The 17922-nt window shown below is 71.1% G+C and carries 14 protein-coding genes and 1 riboswitch; of the genes, 10 read left to right on the forward strand and 4 right to left on the reverse strand.

Features of this window, described 5'->3' with window-relative positions; all coding sequences use genetic code 11:
- The first annotated feature begins 41 nt into the window (after positions 1–41).
- Entirely contained in the window at positions 42–1685 is a 1644-nt protein-coding gene (locus ABT008_RS27160) for a B12-binding domain-containing radical SAM protein (RefSeq protein WP_350699657.1), read from the forward strand.
- A 17-nt stretch (positions 1686–1702) separates the two neighbouring features.
- Here the strand turns inward: ABT008_RS27160 and ABT008_RS27165 are convergent, their stop codons facing one another.
- A complete protein-coding gene (locus tag ABT008_RS27165) occupies positions 1703–3124 on the reverse strand; it encodes a sulfatase-like hydrolase/transferase (RefSeq protein ID WP_350699658.1) in 1422 nt (473 codons plus the stop codon).
- 120 nt (positions 3125–3244) lie between these two features.
- On the opposite strand from ABT008_RS27165, the gene ABT008_RS27170 reads away from it, so the two are divergent.
- A complete protein-coding gene (locus ABT008_RS27170) occupies positions 3245–4189 on the forward strand; it encodes an NAD-dependent epimerase/dehydratase family protein (RefSeq protein WP_350699660.1) in 945 nt (314 codons plus the stop codon).
- Positions 4182–5078: a PHP domain-containing protein gene (locus tag ABT008_RS27175; protein ID WP_350699661.1), complete on the forward strand. Its 897-nt coding sequence runs from the start codon at positions 4182–4184 to the stop codon at positions 5076–5078. Before ABT008_RS27170 ends, ABT008_RS27175 begins: the two co-directional genes overlap by 8 nt.
- Here the strand turns inward: ABT008_RS27175 and ABT008_RS27180 are convergent.
- Positions 5031–6533, reverse strand: a complete 1503-nt coding sequence (locus ABT008_RS27180) for a class I adenylate-forming enzyme family protein (RefSeq protein ID WP_350699663.1) — start codon at positions 6531–6533, stop codon at positions 5031–5033. The two genes, ABT008_RS27175 and ABT008_RS27180, sit on opposite strands and share 48 nt — an antisense overlap.
- A 108-nt stretch (positions 6534–6641) precedes the next feature.
- On the opposite strand from ABT008_RS27180, the gene ABT008_RS27185 reads away from it, so the two are divergent.
- Positions 6642–8309, forward strand: coding sequence for a thiamine pyrophosphate-binding protein (locus tag ABT008_RS27185; protein WP_350699665.1), 1668 nt, complete (start codon positions 6642–6644; stop codon positions 8307–8309).
- A gap of 43 nt (positions 8310–8352) precedes the next feature.
- Positions 8353–9660, forward strand: coding sequence for a protoporphyrinogen/coproporphyrinogen oxidase (locus ABT008_RS27190; RefSeq protein ID WP_350699666.1), 1308 nt, complete (start codon positions 8353–8355; stop codon positions 9658–9660).
- On the opposite strand, the gene ABT008_RS27195 is transcribed toward ABT008_RS27190, so the two are convergent.
- Positions 9649–10542, reverse strand: coding sequence for an aminoglycoside phosphotransferase family protein (locus tag ABT008_RS27195; protein WP_350699667.1), 894 nt, complete (start codon positions 10540–10542; stop codon positions 9649–9651). The genes ABT008_RS27190 and ABT008_RS27195 overlap by 12 nt on opposite strands.
- A gap of 173 nt (positions 10543–10715) precedes the next feature.
- Here ABT008_RS27195 and ABT008_RS27200 point away from each other — a divergent pair, with 173 nt between their 5' ends.
- The 5 genes from ABT008_RS27200 to ABT008_RS27220 are packed head-to-tail and all read left to right on the forward strand — an operon-like array spanning position 10716 to position 16309.
- Positions 10716–11726, forward strand: coding sequence for an ABC transporter ATP-binding protein (locus tag ABT008_RS27200; RefSeq protein WP_350699669.1), 1011 nt, complete (start codon positions 10716–10718; stop codon positions 11724–11726).
- Positions 11727–12551, forward strand: coding sequence for an ABC transporter permease (locus tag ABT008_RS27205; protein ID WP_350699671.1), 825 nt, complete (start codon positions 11727–11729; stop codon positions 12549–12551).
- A complete protein-coding gene (locus tag ABT008_RS27210) occupies positions 12548–13369 on the forward strand; it encodes an ABC transporter permease (RefSeq protein WP_350699672.1) in 822 nt (273 codons plus the stop codon). Before ABT008_RS27205 ends, ABT008_RS27210 begins: the two co-directional genes overlap by 4 nt.
- Positions 13370–13385: 16 nt before the next feature.
- The gene (locus ABT008_RS27215) at positions 13386–14462 is read left to right on the forward strand and encodes a hypothetical protein (RefSeq protein ID WP_350699674.1); all 1077 of its coding nucleotides are present in this window, start codon (positions 13386–13388) and stop codon (positions 14460–14462) included.
- Between the two features lie 2 nt (positions 14463–14464).
- Positions 14465–16309 (forward strand): GMC oxidoreductase, encoded by a 1845-nt coding sequence (locus ABT008_RS27220; protein ID WP_350699693.1) that lies wholly within the window; start codon positions 14465–14467, stop codon positions 16307–16309.
- A gap of 23 nt (positions 16310–16332) precedes the next feature.
- Here ABT008_RS27220 and ABT008_RS27225 read toward each other — a convergent pair whose 3' ends face one another.
- Complete coding sequence (locus ABT008_RS27225) at positions 16333–17559, reverse strand: aminotransferase class V-fold PLP-dependent enzyme (protein WP_350699694.1); 1227 nt, start codon at positions 17557–17559, stop codon at positions 16333–16335.
- Positions 17560–17610: 51 nt separating this feature from the next.
- A riboswitch (SAM riboswitch) is annotated at positions 17611–17731 on the reverse strand.
- Between the last annotated feature and the right edge of the window lie 191 nt (positions 17732–17922).

Consider the following 17922-nt stretch of genomic DNA (forward strand, 5'->3'; position numbering starts at 1 on the left):
GCCGTTCACCCGACGGGCGCACCACCGTCGAGAGGAACGCGATGACCGCACTGCTGCTGTCAGGGCTCGGCCCGGCCTTCATGAACGAGGGGGTGCTGCGCGGCACGCTGTTCGACCCGGACAGCGTGGAGCGTCTCCGCACCGAGTACTACCCGCACCTGACCCTGGCCGACCTGGGGTTCGAGCGCGACGGTCGCCGGCACCCGCTGCTGCGGCCGGCGCGCGGACGGGGATCCAGTTCGCTGCGCATCGACGGGCTCGACGGGATCACCGCCGCGCCCGTACCGCACCTGACCACGGCCACCTTGGAGTCCATCCTCGACGCCGCCGCCACGGACTACGAGGCGTTCGACCTGTCCGGGGTCTGGCAGGGTGACCGAGAGCCGGTCACCCCGTCGTCCCGGGTGCACGTGGTGCTGCTGTCCACCACCTTCATCTGGGATCACCGCTCGATGTCCCGGGCGATCCGGTGGGCCGCGGACCGCTACCCCGGGGTGCCGATCGTGCTGGGCGGTCAGTACAGCAACCTCAAGTACCTGAAGATCATGGCCGCCCACCCGGAGGTCACCTGCGTGGTGCGCGGCGACGCGGAGGAGGCGTTGCCGCTGCTGCTGCGGGCCGTCGCGGGCGGCGGCGACTGGCGCGACGTACCGAATCTGGTGGTACGCACCGACGACGGTCGCATCGCGCACACCGACTTCCGGTACGTGGACATCGAGGCCCACCCCTCGCCCACGATGCGGGGGCGCCGCCCGATCGTGCCGTACGAGTCGATGCGCGGGTGTCCCTTCAGCTGCAAGTTCTGCTCGTTCCCGGCCGCCTCGCCGAAGTGGCGTTACAAGTCGGCGAAGAAGATCGCCACCGACTGGGCCGGATACGCCGAGGTCAACGGAGCCCGGCACATCAGGGCGTCCGACTCCACCTTCACCGTGCCACCGACCCGACTGCGGGAACTGTTCGATCTGCTGCCGGAGGTGGGCATCGGGTGGGAGGCGTTCGCCCGGGCCAACGCCATCCGGGACGCGGAGACGGTCGACCGGCTGCTCGCCGCGCACTGCCGGTGGTTGTCGATCGGGTTCGAGTCGATGAGCGACCGGACGCTGACGCTGATGAAGAAGCAGGTGACCGCCGCCGCCAACCGCCGTGCGTTCCAGTTGCTGTCCCGCAGCGACCTGGGGTACCGCTGCTCGTTCATCCTCGGCTATCCCGGGGAGACGCCGGACGACTTCGGCGAGACGGCCACGTTCCTGCGGGACGAGTACGCCGGTCACTTCACGCTGAGCATCTTCTCGCTCCAGGACGAGACGATGCCGGTCTGGGAGGACGCCGAGCAGCTCGGTATCGAGGTCGACGACCCGGAGGCGCCGGACTACTCCTGGCGGCACAACGGCATGGACATCCACCAGGCGCGGCAGTTGTGGCGGCAGACGCTGGAGGAGGTGCGGTGGGGCAGCGACACGGCGGTCCACCTGCTCTGGCAGAAGGACTACGAGACGCCGCTGATCCCCTGGCGTGACGCCCGGACCAACTTCCGTCTGGAGAAGCTGGTGGAGCGCCTGGCCATGCTGCCCACGGCCGAGCCGGACCCGCGCCGGGCCCGGCCGAGGATCGCGCGGATCCTCGACGAGTTGGCGCGGGAAGGGGTGTCGGCGCACCCGGCTGCGGCAGCGCGTCCGGCCGGGTGAGCCGACACCGGGACCGGTCAGATCGCGTACCCGAGTGACCGGAGCTGGGCGCGGATGTCGACGGTGGCGGGCACCGGCTCGGGGGTGCTCCGGGCCAGCGTGTAGGCGTCCAGCAGTGCTCGCAGGTCGCGGTCGTCGGCGGTGGGATCGACGTGTGGCACCAGGTCGTCGTCGAACCGTTCGACCCAGGCCGTCTGGACCTCGTCGATGCCGGCGTAGGACTTGCGGTACCTGCGGGGAACCCGGACGAGGCGGTGCCGGCCCTGGTAGGCGGCCTGCCCGACCAGGACGTGGCGCAGCGGGCCCTGCGCCTCGCCGGCCCGCTGCCGTTCCTGAAAGGCGATGAACTCGCCGAGGTCGGAGGTGTACGCCTCGGCGAGGGCCTCCGCGTCGGGAGGCGGGCCACCGGTCCCCCGGGCCGCGTCGACCAGGCTACGGCCGTCCAGGGCGTCATCGTCGGCCGGTCGCAGGCCGGCGAGGTCGAGCACGGTGGGCACGATGTCGACGGTGCGGATCCGGTCCCGGTGCAGACCGGCGGCGACACCGTCACCGACCAGGACGACGGGCACCCGCAACACCGCCTCCGCCATCGAGTTGAAGTGCCCGTTGGTGTGCTCGTCGAACTCCTCGCCGTGGTCGCTGAAGACGACCAGCAGCATGCGCCGACCGGCGGCGGCGACCCGACGGGTGAGCCGGTCAAGGAAGGGCTCCAGCCGAGTGGTCAGGAAGTGCGCGACACCTTCCAGGTACAGGCGCATCAGCAGGTCGTACGCGCCGGTCTCGTAGAGGTGGCCGGCGGCCCGCTTGTAGCGGAACAGCAGCTCGGCGTCCTCCGGGTCGCGGTGGCTCTCCACGAGCCGGTCGACGAACGCCGGTTTCTCCGCCGGCAGCATCGCCTCCAGTTCGTCGACCTTGTCCCGGAAGGCCTGGCCGCCGAAGCGGAGGTTGTGGAAGCCGTAGGGGATGTGCACGCCGCCGAAGTGGGCCAGCGCGACGCAGCCCTCGGAGGCGGCGACGGCCTCGACGAAGGCGTCGTCGTCCTCGTCGAGATAGACGTCGACGTCCGGGGTGAAGCCGAGCTCGGGGCCGAGGATGATCGGGAAGTCGACCTTCATGATGGTCTGTTTGCCGGCCCGCCTGCCGTGGGTGAAGATCGACGGTGCCCGCAACCGGCCGTTGTAGAACTCGTGCAGGCCGTTGTGCAGGGGGTAGCGCCCGGTGAGCAGCGCGCCGTGTGCGGCGGCGGTGTAGGGGGCCGCGGTGATCGTGTTCGGGAAGAACGCGCCCCGGCCGACGAGGTCGTCGAGGACGGCGGTGGGTGGTGCCGCCAGATCCGGGAAGCGTCGACGCCAGAGGTTCAACGGGTTGGCGGCGATCGCGTCGCCGCGCAGGGTGTCGATCGAGACGAAGACGATGTGGTCGTACGGCTGCTCGCCCACGGTGCTCCGATCCTTCGGTCCGGCGTGCCGGGACTGGTCGACGGCATCGATAGATTCCACTATTATCATGCCGATGATCTCGATCTACAACGGTCGGCGACACCGGTGTCGAGGACCCCGATGCGCGTCCTGGTGACCGGAGCGGCCGGCTTCATCGGCAGCCATCTGGTGGAACGGCTGCTCGCCCGTGGCGACGAGGTTCGCGGCGTCGACTGCCTCACCTCCGGCTACCCACCCGCGACGAAGCTGGCCAACCTGGCCGCCGTCCGGCACCATCCCCGTTTCGCCCTGGAGACCGTCGACCTCGCCGGCACTCCGACCACTCCCCTGCTCGACGGGGTGGACGTGGTCTTCCACCTGGCCGGTCAGCCCGGCGTGCGGACCTCCTGGGGCGACGGGTTCGGCGACTACGTGACGCACAACGTGCTCGTCACCCAGCGGGTGCTGGAAGCCGCCGCCGCGACCGACCCGGCCCCCCGCGTCGTGATGGCCTCCAGTTCCTCGGTGTACGGCGAGGGGCACCGATGGCCGACGCCGGAGGACGCACCGGCACGGCCGGTCAGCCCGTACGGCGTCACCAAGCTCGCCGCGGAACATCTGTGCCGGGTCTACGCCGACCTGCGCCGGGTCCCCACCGTGGTGCTGCGGTACTTCACCGTCTACGGGCCCCGGCAACGACCGGACATGGCGTTGCACCGGATGTTCGACGCCCTGGCCACGGGCCGGGAGTTCCCGGTCTACGGCAGCGGCGGGCAACTACGCGACTTCACCTACGTCGACGACGTGGTGGCCGCGACGCTGGCCGCCGGGACGCGTCCGGTGCCGCCCGGCAGCGTGCTGAACGTGGCCGGCGGGTCGGCACGGTCCCTGACCGACCTGATCGCGCTCGTCGAGGAGGTGACCGGCCGGTCCGTACCGGTGCGTGACGGCGGGGCGCCCCCGGGCGACGTGTCCCGCACCGGCGGGTGCATCGACCGGGCGCGGGAGCTGTTGGGCTGGACGCCCCGGGTCGGGCTGCGCGACGGGGTGCGGGCCCAGGCGGAATGGCACCTGCGTGGTGACTGAGCCGACCGGCGTCATCGCCGACCTGCACGGGCATTCCCGGCTCTCGGACGGCTGGAACCGTCCCGCCGAGCTGGTCACCGTGCAGGCCCGCGCCGGTGTCGAGTTGGTGTCGCTGACCGACCACGACACGCTGACCGGCACCGCCGCCGCAGCGGCCCGGGCCGCCGAGCTCGGTTTGTCCTATGTGGTCGGTGTGGAGATCACGGCGGCTCCGGTGCGGCACGACAACCACCTGTTGGCGCACGGCGTACGCGCTGACGACCCCGGCCTGGCCGCGTTGCTGGCCACCAACCGGCAGATCTGGCGACGGGACGCGCTGGCCGCCCGCGCGGCGCTGCGCGAGGCCGGGTTGACGGTGCCGGACAGCGCCGCGTACGACGACGGCGACGCCCTCGTCATGCCGCACAGTGTGGCGCGTGACGTGATCCGGACCGGCCGGGCGACCCACCCGCAGGTCTGGCAGGTCATCGACGACGCGCTGGCCCGCCAGCCCCCCGAGGCGTACGCGGGGATGCCGGAGCCGGTGGAGATCGCCGAGGTGGTGCACCACGCGGGCGGACTGCTGGTGTGGGCGCACCCGGGACGCTCCCGCAGCCCGGAGCGGATGCGGGCGGTGCTGCCGTTCCTCGACGCGATCGAGGTGCACACCCCCCGGCACGACGGCCACGCCACCGCCGAGTGGGCCGCGCTCTGCGCCGAGACCGGCATCCCCGCCTGCACCGGGCGGGACCACCACGGCTATCCGAGGTACCAGCCGCCGCCGGTGCCGTTGGACGCGCGCTACCTGGAACGGTTGGCGGACCGGATCGTCCGGCCGGACGGTCCGGTCCCGCCGTCACGATCAGCCGCTGGTGTCGACGGTCGACCCGACCAGGGTGGACCGGCGTAGCTTGCCGGTGTCGGTGTGCGGGATCGCCTCCCGGAACTCGTAGGTCAGCGGCATCTTCGCGGTGGAGAGCAGGAGCTGGCAGTGCCGCCGCAGGTCCGCCTTGGCCGGTGGTGCGTCGGCGACCGCCGGGACCACCACCGCGTGCACGGCCTGCCCGAGTACGGCGTGCGGGCGGGCGGCGACGGCCACGTCCGCGACACCGGGATGTTGACGCAGCACCTCCTCCACCTCGGCCGGATAGACCTTCACCCCGCCGACGTTGATCATTTCCGCGCGCCGACCGACGATGTGCAGGTAGCCCTCCTCGTCGAGGAAGCCGGCGTCACCGAGGCTCATGAAGCCGTCCCGCTCGGGCAGGGCCGGCCCGTCGCCGAGGTAGCTGGGCTGCCGGGTGAAGCGGGAGCGCAGGAACACCTCCCCCACCTCGCCCGTTGCCGCGACGCCACCGTCCTCGCGGTACACCCGTACCTCGCAGTCCACCGGTCGCCCGACGCTGCCCGGGTGCCGCAACCACTCGTCGCCCCGGATCCACAACGCGCCGATGCGCTCCTGGCTGGAGTACCCCTCGTAGAGGGTCTCCGGCGCAAACACCTCCATCCAGTCGCGCTTGAGCTCCGGCGGGGCGCCCGCCGAACTCTGGTGCACGCAGGTCACCGAGGAGACGTCGACCTCGCGCAACGCCGGCACGGCCAGCAGCCGACGCATCAGGCTGGGCACGATGATGAAGTAGTTGACCCGGAATCGCTCGATCAGCTCGGGGATCCGGGCCGGCACCACCTGCGGCACCAGCACCACCGTGTGGCCGAGCGCCAGACCGTGGTAGAGCTTGGTGAACCCCGCGTGGTGCAGCGGGATCATGGCGAGCTGGACCTGCCCGACGTCCAGGCCCACCGCCCGGTCGCCGGCCGACGGGAAGTCGTCGACCGGGTACACCCAGTCGGGTCGGCGCAGGATGATCCGGGGGCGTCCGGTGCTGCCGCCGGTGGCGTGTGCGGAGCGTGGGGTGCCGGCGGGAAACGCCGCGGGGTCGACCTGCGGTGCCGTCCACAGCTCCGCCGCCGGCACGGTGGTCACCGCGTCGTGCGGTGCGGTGGCCACGACGACGGCCGGGTGGGCCGTGTCGAGCAGGACGGCGAACTCCCGTTCGGTCGACTCGGGGTCCAGGGGCAGCACGGTGGCGCTCAGCTTCCAGGCGGCCAGGGTGGCCACCACATGGTCCAGGCCCATCGGCAGGCGTACCGCGACGAGCACGCCGGGGCCCACTCCGGCGGCTGCCAGTCGACCGGCCGCCGCGTCGCTGGTCCGGTCCAGTTCGCCCCAGGTCAGCGAAGGGGTCCCGACGGCGTCCGGTACGGTGACCGCCGTTCGCTCGGGATGCCGGGCGGCCAGCTCCCTGATCCGGTCGCCGATGCGGATCGTCGGGGCCGTCGTTGACAGCTTCTCGGAATGGATCATAAGGTCAATCATATCGAGAACTGTCTTTCGCAAAGACCTCCGAGCCCGGTCCGAGCCGAACCGTCCACGGCCCTGCGGCCGGTCCGCCTCGATGTCAGGGAGTCCTGAATGCGGGTGCAGGAAGCGATCGCCGCCTCGGTCCACCGGCTCGGGGTTCGGCACGTCTTCGGCCTGATGGGCCGGGGCAACATGGGCTTCCTGCTCGACATGGTGCACCGGCACGGGATCGGCTACATCGGTGCGCGGCACGAGACGAACGCGGTCACCATGGCCGACGCGTACGCGCGCAGCACCGGTCGGCTCGGTGTCGCGACGGTCAGTGTCGGTCCGGCGTTCAGCAACGCGCTGACCGGGATCCTGGAGAGCGCGCGGGGCCAGACGCCACTGTTGCTGTTCGCCGGGGACACCGTCACCACGCACGGCGACTACGGGCAGTTCCTGGCCCAGGCGCCGCTGCTCGACGCGGTCGGGGTCGCCCACCGTCGGCTCGACGCGCCGCACCGGATCGGCCCGGAGATCGCCGAGGCGGCCCGGCGTGCCGTGCACGAGCATCGGCCGGTGGTGTTGACGGTGCCGCTGGACGTGCAACGCCAGCCGGTCGAGACGTTGGTCGAGCCGGTCGGGCCGCCCGAGCCGGCACCGCACCCGCTTCCGGACGCCGCCGCCCTGGACGCTGCGGTGGAGGTGATCCGGCGTAGCCGTCGACCGGTGCTGGTCGCGGGTCGTGGCGCGCTCGCGCCGCAGGCCCGGGCGGCGCTGATCGAGCTGGCCGAGCGGGCCGGCGCGGTGCTCGGCACGACCCTGCACGCCGACGGGCTGTTCGCCGGTGAGCCGTGGAACGTAGGGCTGCTCGGCGCGCACTGCACCGCGTACGCCGCCGAGCTGATGGCCACGGCGGACACGATCATCGCCTTCGGCACCGGCCTGGACCGGTACACCACCCGGGGCGGGCACCTGTTCCCGCAGGTGCGGGAGATCGTGCACTGCGAGCTGGATCCCCGGCGTAGCGCCTCGGCTCCGGTCACCGTCCGACTGACCGGGGACACCACGGCCACCGCCCGGTCCCTCGCCGCCGAACTGCGGCGCGGCGGACACCGGGCCACCGGGTTCCGGACCGGCCCGTGGGACCCGCCGCCGCCGACCCCGGCGCCCGCGACCGGCGCGCCGGCACCCGGCTTCGTCGACCTCACCGAGTTGCTGTCCACGCTGGACGTCTGGCTGCCGGCGCATCGGTCGGTGGTGCAGGAGAGCAGTCACGCGGCCGGCAACGCGGTGGGTCACCTGCGGGTGGCCGCGCCCCGGGCACGAGTCAGCACGTTCGACTTCGAGTCGATCGGGCTGGGCCTGGCGACCGCCGTCGGCACCGCCGTGGGCCGTCCCGACGCCCCGACGGTCGCCGCCGTCGGTGACGGCGGCGCGCTGATGGCCCTCGGCGAGCTGGAGACGGCCGTCCGCCACCGGTTGCCGATCCTGCTGCTGGTGCTCAACGACAGCGCCTACGGCGCGGAGGCGCGGGAGCTGGAGATGCGCGGCCTACCCATCACCGACGCGCTCTTCCCGACCACCGACTTCGCCGCCGTCGGCCGGGCGTTGGGGGCGGCCGGGACGGTGGTCCGGGATGTCTCCGACCTGGTGGCGATCCGGGACTGGATCGCCCGCCCGGAGGGGCCGTACGTCCTGGACTGCCGGCTCGACCCGACCCTGGTCTCCGGCTGGTTCCAGCTCGCCATCGCCTCGCCCGACGGTTACCTGCGCAAGCCCCGGTGGCAGCCATGACGAGACGACGGCCGGCACCGGTCGGGCAGGAGGGACGAGACACGTGATCGTCATCATCGGAGCCGGACCGGCCGGTCTGTCGGCGGCCTATCACCTCGGCGACGAGGAGTACACCGTCCTGGAGTCGGAGGACGAGCCGGGAGGCCTCTGTCGCTCCTTCGACCTGGGGGGCGCCACCTTCGACCTCGGTGGGCACGCCTTCTTCACCAAGCACGACTACGTCCGGGACCTGGTCGAGCAGCTCTGCGAGCCGGGGGTGTACGCGCAGCCCCGCGAGGCGTGGGTGCACAGTCACGACACCTTCGTCCGGTACCCCTTCCAGAGTCATCTGCACGGGCTGCCGTCGGAGGTGGTGGAGGAGTGCCTGGTGGGCCTCTACGAGGCCGCCCGTCAACAACCGCTCGCCGTGCCACCGGCGAACCTGCGGGAGTGGATCGAGCTGACCTTCGGGCCCGGTATCGCGGCCCGCTTCCTGCTGCCCTACAACGAGAAGCTGTGGGCCTTTCCGCTGACGGACATCGCGCCGGGCTGGACCAGCAACCGGGTGGTCACTCCGGACGTGGCGGCGATCGTCGGCGGGGCGCTGCGCCCGGACCGTTTCTCCGACTTCCCGAACGCCGTCGTGCGGTATCCCGCCACTGGTGGCTTCGCCAACCTCTACCAGGGCTTCCTGCATACGGTCGGCGACCGGATCCGACGGCACAGCGTCGTCGAGGTCCGCCCCGGGGAGTCGACGGTCCGGGTCGAAGGTGGCGCCACGATCGGCTACGACCATCTCGTCTCCACCATGCCGCTGGACGAGTTGGTGCGGCGTACCGACGGTCTCGACGACTGCTGCCGGGACGCCGCGAACGAGTTGCGCCACAACAGCCTCTATCTGGTGAACCTGGTCTTCGACCGGCCGGCCATGACCGAGATGCAGCGGGTGTACTGCGCCGATCCCGACATCCCGTTCCACAAGCTGGTGCTCAACTCGAACTCCAACCCCGAGCTGCGTGCCCGCCCGTGCTTCGGCATCCAGGCCGAGGTGAGCTTCTCCGCGCACAAGCGGGTCGACCCGGAGGGCCTGTCGGAGCGGGTGCTGGCCGCGCTGCGGCGGATCGGCGTCGCCGGGGCCGACGACCAGGTCAGCGCCGCGAGTGTGGTCACCGTGCCTCGGGCGTACCCGGTGCAGACGTCGGCGACCGTCGAGGCACGCGCGCATCTGCTGGATGAGTTCCAGCGGCGTCGGATCCACTGTGCGGGCCGGTTCGGCGAGTGGCTCTATATCAACTCGGACGACGCGGTGCTGCGCGGCCGGGCCCGGGCCGAGGAGATCCTGGCGCACCGGGCCGGCAGCTCAGTCGACTGACTCCGCCGGGGGCAGCCCCAGCACCGCAGTCATCCACGGCAGCGCGACCTGGAGTTGGCGTAGCTGGAACTCGCGGACCAGCGGCAGCTTCGGCAGGAACGGCAGACCGGCCCGGCTGGCGAAGAAGCCGGTGACCAGGGTGACCACCCTCGGGTCGGGATCGGTGAGCACCTCTGCGGGCTGCGGCCCACCTTCCAGGGTGAGACTGGGCAGCCAGAATGCGAGGTCGAACTGCGGATTGCCGAGGGCGGCATGATTCCAGTCGAACAGCACCGGTTGGCTGCCGCGAAAGCAGAGGTTGTCACTGCGGACGTCGAGGTGGGTGACCGAGTCGCCGTCCATGCCGGTGAAGTCGGCGGCGTCGAGAATGGTGGGCAGGCATTTGTCCAGCCACTGCGGGGAACAGACCCGCAACGCCAGGAACTGCGCCGGGTCGCGGGCGATCTCGGGCCAGCCGCCCTGGCCGTACTGGGTGTGCGAGGCGGGGACCAGACCGTCGATGGCGGGGCGGGACGCCAGGTCACCGAGCGTGTCCCGGACCGCCCGGAGTTGCTCGGGTGACCAGGGCGGCGGCCAGGTCGAGGCGGAGAGGTCCTCCAGCACGAGTACGGGCAGCTCACCGTCGTCGTACCAGCCGAGCAGCTCCGGCATGAACGGCGCGTGCAGTTGCCGGTAGACGGCGTGTTCGCGGCGCAGCCAGATCGCGCCGGGCTCGTCGTCGGCGTGTTTGACGAAGACGGTGCGTCCGTCGTCGAGCCGGGCGAGCCATCGTCGGTTGTTGGAGTATCCGCGCCGGACGCGGACCGCGTGCACCACCCGTTGTCCGGTCGCGTGGGCGATCCGTTCCGCCTCGTCGATCGCGATCACCGCGTCCGCCTGCATCGAGTCACGATAACAGAGGGCATGATCAACCGATTCACGGCGGTCAGCCGCGACCGGGGACGGCGATCAATGGGTATTGCCCGCTCGACGGCCACCCCATATCGTCTGGCAATGCTGATTCGACCGGGCCGATCCGCCGTCACGACGGGTGTTCGCGGCCGGGCCGACGCGCGGTGATCAGGGCGGAGGGGCTCTCCAAGACGTTCCGGCGGTACGAGCGCGAGCCGGGCGTCCTGGGCAGTCTGCGGACCCTGTTCAGTCGGCGTCACACCACGGTGACCGCGGTGGACGAGGTCTCCTTCGAGGTGTCGGCCGGGACCCGGGTGGCGTACCTCGGGGCGAACGGTGCCGGTAAGTCCACCACGGTCAAGCTGCTGACCGGCGTGACGACCCCGACCAGCGGGCGGTGCACGGTCGACGGGATCGAGCCGTACCGCGAACGTGTCCGCAACAGCGGCAACATCGGTGTCGTGTTCGGCCATCGCAGCCAACTGTGGTGGGACCTGTCGGTGCCGGACTCCTTCCGGATCCTCAAACACATCTACGACATCGACGAGGCCGTCTACCGGCGCAACCTGTCGCTGTTCCGGGACGTGCTCGACATCGACGCGCTGGGCAACACCCCGATCCGGGAGCTCAGCCTCGGGCAGCGGATGCGCGCGGAGATCGCCGCCAGCCTGCTGCACACCCCGGCCGTGGTCTTCTGGGACGAACCCACGATCGGTCTGGACCTGGTGCTCAAGGAGGCCGTCCGGTCGCTGGCCAACCAGATCAACCGGGAACACGGCACGACGATCTTCCTCACCAGCCACGACATCAGTGACATCTCCGCCATCTGCGACCAGGTGCTGGTGGTCGACCAGGGCCGGATCGTGCACCAGGGCACGCTCGCGGCGCTGCTGCGCACGGCCCGCCACCGGGCGGTGCACTTCGACCATCGGGGAGACGAGTCGCCCGACCAGGTGGCGGCCCAGATCGAGGAGGCACTGACCGGCACCACCGTCACCGTCGACGACCAACGGCGGGTGACGATCGACTTCCCCGTCGACCGGCTCACCGCCCGGGAGGTACTCACCTGGGTGTTGCACCGCTTCGACGTGACCGACTGTTTCGCACCGGAGCCGGACCTGCAGACGGTGCTGCGGGAGATCTACGGTGGTCGTCAGCCGGCGGAGCACGGCTGAATGACGGTCGGTGTCCGCTCTCCCCGTCTGCGCCGCTACCTGCCGTTCGCGGTCAGCGGCCTGCAGGCGACCCTGCAGTACCGGGCGAGCTTCTTCGTCAGCCTGGCCACCACGGCGACCAGTACGGCGGTGGTGGTCTTCTTGTGGCGTGCGGTCTATGCGGCCAGCCCCGACGCGGGTCCCGGCGGTTTCGGGATCGAGGGCATCACCACCTATCTGATCGCCGCCCAGGTGCTCGGCGTGCTGCACGCCAACCAGGTCGACAGCGAGATCGGGCAGGACATCCTGCGCGGCGACATCGCCGTCGCGCTGATCCGCCCGGTCAGCTACCCGGTGATGCGGATCTTCACCGCACTGCCGGTGCTGATCACGAATCTGCTGATGGTGGGCCTGCCCACGTTGCTGATCTTTGCGGTGCTCTTTCCCCTGCAGTCCCCGGCCCCGGTGGACCTGCTGCTGTTCCTGGCGGCGGTGCCGTCCTCGGCGGTCATCGCGTTCAGCCTCAACATGCTGGTCGGGCTCTGCGGCATCGTCACCACCAACATCTGGGGCATCCGCATCGTCAAGGAGAGCGTCGTGGTGTTCTTCGCCGGTCAGCTCGTACCACTCGACCTGATGCCGGCGCCGCTGGCCGCCGTCGCCTCGGTCCTGCCCTTCCAGTCCATGGTGTACGCGCCGGTCCGCCTGCTGACCGGCCGCTACGACGGCGCGTCCGACGCGGCGGTCATCCTGGCCGGTCAGGTGGGCTGGGCGGTGCTACTCGCGGGCGCGTGCGCGCTGCTGTGGCGGGTGTTCGTCCGACGCGTACAGGTGCTCGGCGGATGACCCGCCCCGCGCGCACGCCGCGCCGTTCCCCGCTGCGCTACGCGCGGCTGACCTGGTTCCTCGGCGGGGTCAGCCTCCGGCGGCTCGTGGCGTACCGCACCGACTTCCTGCTCGGCGGCGTCGGTTTCCTGCTCCGGGTCGGCGTCCAGGTCCTGCTGATCGGCAGCATCTTCCAGTTGGTGCCCACGGTCGGCGGCTGGTCACTGGACAAGGTGTTGTTCCTGCTCGGCTTCGCGCTGCTGCCGCGCGGGCTGGACCGGCTCTTCACCGACTACCTGTGGGTGGTCGCCTGGCAGTTGATCCGCAGCGGCGACTTCTACCGGCATCTGATCCGGCCGGTGAACCCGCTGTTCAGCGTCCTGTCGGAGCGGTTCTTCTGGCCCGACGCGCTCGGCGAGTTGCTGGTCGGGTTCGCGCTGCTCGGGTACGCGGGCCGACGGCTGGGGCTGGACGTCGACGCCGAGATGGTCCTGGTCGGTGCCGGTCTGGTCGTCTGCGGCACGCTGATCTACACCGGGATCAAGCTCATCTTCGCCTCGATCGCCTTCTGGACGATCACCAGCCAACCGGCGATGCACGCCGCCAACCAGCTCTCCGAGTTCGCCGCGTTTCCGCTGGAGATCTACCCGGGCGTGCTGCGGCACGTGTTGACGTGGGTGCTGCCGTTCGCGTTCACGGCGTACATCCCGGTGGAATTCCTGCTCGGCGGCGACGGCCGGTTGGTCTGGCTCACCCCGCTGGTGGCGGCGGGCGCGCTGTGCGTCGGTTACGGCATCTGGAGCATGGGCATCCGCCGGTACGAGATGACCGGTAGCTGAGAGGAGAGGCATCGGTATGAGAAGACAGCTGCCGCTCGGTGAGCCGCTGGCGCGGGGCTACCAGTTCTATGCCTTCCCGTTGGCGATCCTGGCCACCGAGGCCCGGGCCCGGGACTGGATCCTGAGCAACTACATCCACGTCGCCTTCGATCCGAAGGCGCCGGACTCGCCGGTGCCGTTCGGTTTCTATCTCTACGACTACGCGGTCAGTCCGTGGCTGGAGGTGGTCCGGACCAGCCGCGAGTGGGTCGCCTGCGTCGGCGGGGACATCGTCGCGCTCTGCCGCGACTCCATCGGTGCCGGCTACTACCCCTATCTCAACCTGGACGAGCACCACCTGCCCGGCCGGGCGCCCTACCAGCAGTGGCACCAGACCCACGACGTGCTGCTCAGCGGCGTCGACGACGACGAGGGCACCTTCACCATCTACGGCTACACGGCCAACGGGTCGCTGCGGACCACCACGGTCGGGCAGGACGACGTCGCCCGCGCGTACGCGAGCCTGGACGAGGTGGAGAACGACTGCTTCCAGGTCTACTTCTACCGGGTACGCCCGGACGCCAGCTATCGGATGCGGCTGCACGTGGTGGGCGGCGCGTTCGAGGAGTACCTGTCCGGCGCCAATCCGAGCCGCCGGGTCGACATGCTCCAGGAGGAGTGGGACCGGGCGTACGGTGTCGACTCCTACGCGCCGATCCGTGGATATCTGCGCGACTACCTCACCGGCGACGCCGCGTACGACATCCGGTACCTGCACGTGTTGTGGGAGCACAAGCGGCTGATGACGGAGCGTTTCGTCCGTCTGGCCGAACTCGCCCCGGCACTGTCCCCGCTGGTGGACGACTGCCGTGCGATGCAGACCGACGCGGTGGCGTTGCGCAACGGGATGCTGTGGCACGAGCAGAAGGGACGGTCCTCCCGGTTCGACGAGGAGGCCATGCCGCGCCTGGAGCGGATCTTCGACACCGAGGTGCGGGTGCTGCGGCAGGCCGTCGAGGAGATCCGGCGCCATCGGACCCGGGAGTCGGACACGGATCACCGGCACGACCGCGAGGGAATGCCGGCGGGAGCGAGAGGGGGTGACGGAGCGTGAGCATGGACGCGGTGTGCACGGTGGTCCTGCGGATGCCGGCGCTGCGGCCGGACGACCACCTCCGGTTGCGGATCGTCGGCGGCGGCACGCAGGACTTCCGGTACGACGAGCCGCCCGGCGACTGGACGACCACGCTCGATCCGGCGGCGCATCCCGACGGCGTCGACGTCGTCGTCCTCCTCGACGGTGACCCCCAGCTCGACGGGCCGCTTCACCTGACCGCCGCCGACCTGGCCGCCCCGACCTGCCGCATCGACGGGCGGGTCCACTTCGCACGGCACCACGACATCCTCGTCGGCGAGACGCACGTCGCCCGGCACTTCTTCCCCGGCGACCCGGACTCCGACCAGCGCTACGACGTCATCGTCGTCGGCTCCGGCGCCGGCGGCGGCACCCTGGCGTACCAACTCGCCGAGACGCCGTGGCGGGGCGGCCGACCACCGCGCGTCCTGCTGCTGGAGGCCGGCAGCTACCTGTTCGGTACGCACACCGGCAACCTGGCCCGGTACCAACCGGTCGGTCCCGACGTGTACCCCAACATCTTCCACCACTGGGGTGCCTTCGGGCGACGGCGCTGGCGGGCCGCCGACACCGAGAGCGCCAGGGCACGGATCGCCCAGGGCTTCAACCTCGGCGGCCGGACCCTCTTCTGGGGAGCCTCGGCACCCCGGATGCACCGCTGGGAGTTCCGCGACTGGCCGGAGACGGTCCGCGACGAGCTGTGCGACGTCTGGTACGACCGCGCGGAGCAACTGACCCGCGTCACTCCCCTGGTCCCGTCGTCGTACCAGACGATGGTCAAGGCAAAGTTGCGGGAGTTGCCGGCGTTGGCCGAGTTCCGGCACTTCGATCCGCCGATGGCGATCGAGTACTGCGGCCCGGTCCCCGGGGCGGTGCCGGCGGGTATCTGGTCGGCGGCCGAACTGCTGCTCAGCCGCGCCATGCAGGACGACCGCTTCGGCAACCTGCGGGTACACCTGAACCACGAGGTGGTCGGGGTCGAGCGGGCGGCGGACGAGGTCACCGGTGTGGTCGCGTACGACCACCTGGCCGGCCGGGACCGCACCTACCGACTGGCCGACGACGGCGTGGTGGTGCTGGCCGCCGGCACGGTCGGCACTGCCACCGTCGCCCAGGCGTCCGGCCTCGCCGAGGACAATCCGCTGGTCGGGCGCGGCATCACCGACCACCCCATCCACGTGGTGAAGTTCTGGGTGCGGCAGGGCGGCGACTGGTACAGCCGGTTCGACTCCAGCAAGACCGTCTCCCGGCAACTCACCGACGCCGCCGACGTCGAACCCGTCCACCCGTACAGCGTCACGCTGGACCTGGGTGCGAACCTGAACCAGTTCCGCTTCGTCAACGCCCTGGAGTTCACCGGCGCGAACCTGGCCACCGTCGACGGGAAGATGCCGGGCGAGCTGGTGTTCATGGTCGAGGCGCCGCTGGTCGAGCAGAACGCCGTCACCCGGACCGAGTCCCGGCCGGACGGCGTGAAGCCCGCCGCGCTGCCCACCATTCGCATCCATCCCAGCCCGCGCGCCCGCCAGGTCCAGGACGCCCTCGACAAGATCACCGCCGACGTGGTGTCCGCCTTCGGCGGCGAGGTGTACGAGCAGCTCTGGGCTCCGCTCGGTGGAGTGTCGCACGAGGTCGGCACCATGCGGATGGGTCGCGGCACCTCGGGCCGGGAGCGGCCGGGGGTCGTCGACGAGGACCTACGCGTCGTCGGCCACCGCAACCTCTACGTCTGCGACCTGTCCGTCTTCCCCAACTCACCGGCGGCCAACCCGACGCTGACGTTGGCGGCGCTGGCGCTGCGCCTCGCCGCGCACCTGAGCACCTGACGGCACACCGCGAAGACGGCTTACTACTCCGCAGTCGAGGTCACGACCTCGCGTAGCCCGCGTAGGAGCCGGTCGACGTGCTCGACGGTCGTGCCGATGCCGATGCTGGCCCGGATCGCGTACCCGTCGGTGGGGCGGCCGAGCCGCTCGGCGGCGCCGGCCAGCAGCTTCCGGGTGAGCGGGTGGGCGCAGAACAAGCCGTCGCGTACGCCGATCCCGTGCTCGGCGGAAAGCCGGTGGGTGATGTCGGCGGCCTGCCGGTCGGCGACCGTGAAGCTGACGATGCCGACCCGGTCGTGGTCGACGTCGAACGTGCGCAGCTCCGCCACCTGCGGCAGGGTGCCGAGCCCGTCGCGCAACCGGGTCAGCAGCTCCTGCTCGTGGCGGGCGAGAACGTCCGGCGCGGCGGCGGAGATCGTGGCGCAGGCGGCGGCGAGCGCCACCGCGCCCAGCAGATTCGGTGTGCCGGCCTCGTGGCGAGCCGGGCCGGTCTGCCACTGCACCTCGGCGGGATCGTCGCCGACGTGCCTGGTGGCCCCGCCGCCGGACAGGTACGGGTCGGCGGCGTCGAGCCAGTCGGCGCGGCCGGCCAGGACCCCCGCGCCGAACGGCGCGTACAGCTTGTGCCCGGACAGCGCCAGGTAGTCGATGTCGGCGCCGGCCATGGAGACCGCGCGGTGCGGGGCCAACTGGGCGGCGTCGACGACGATCCGCGCGCCGTGTCGATGCGCGATCTCCGCGATCTCGGCTATCGGCCAGACCTCTCCGGTGACGTTGGACGCGCCGGTGACCGCCACCAGCACCGGCCCCGCGCTGGCCAGGTCGGCCAGTGCACGGGTCAGCCCGGACGTCACCTCGGGCAGGTCGGTGGGCACCGGCAGTCGGTGCACGTTCGGCCAGGCCAGGAGGTTCGCGTGATGTTCGCCGGCCCAGGTCACCACGGTGGTGTGCGGTGGCAGTGCCCGGGCGAGCAAGTTCATCGCGTCGGTGGTGTTCCGGGTGAAGATCACGTGGTCGTCCGGCCGGACGTCGAGGAAGTCCGCGACGGTCTGGCGGGACTGCTCGTATGCCAGCGTGCACCGACGCGAGGCGGCGCCGGCACCCCGGTGCACGCTGGCGTACCAGGGCAGCAGCTCGGTGACCGCGTCGGCGACCGTGGCGAGACAGGGCGCGGTGGCGGCGTAGTCGAGGTTGGCGTACGTGACGGTGGTGCCGTCGGACAGGCGGACAGGCAGGTCGTCGCCGAGCACGGCAGGAGCGATCGTGGGCACACTGGTCCTTTGTGACAGTGGACCCGTGCGGGTCCGCGCTTGCCTCTCCGGCGATCGCCGGCGGCCTGGTCCTCACCCGGAGGCACCCCACCGCGGATGTACGAGGGTTGCCGGTCAGCAGGCCGGGGCCTTGACGCTGACACTCATGACCGCTGCCGATGCTGCCACACCGGCGAGTGCCTCCGCCAGAGCGCTTCGCGCACCCGGCACGTCCCTGTTCGTACGACACCGGACGGTCCCTTGCGTCGTCCCTCCCGGCGCGGTGTGGCAGGTGTGCGGGAGGGACGGGATAGCCTGCCTGCGGTGTCCGGCGACCGCGTGACCGGAGGAGTCGATGCTTCG

Origin of the sequence: Micromonospora sp. NPDC002389 (assembly GCF_040296095.1) — a bacterium.
Classification (GTDB): Bacteria; Actinomycetota; Actinomycetes; order Mycobacteriales; family Micromonosporaceae; genus Micromonospora.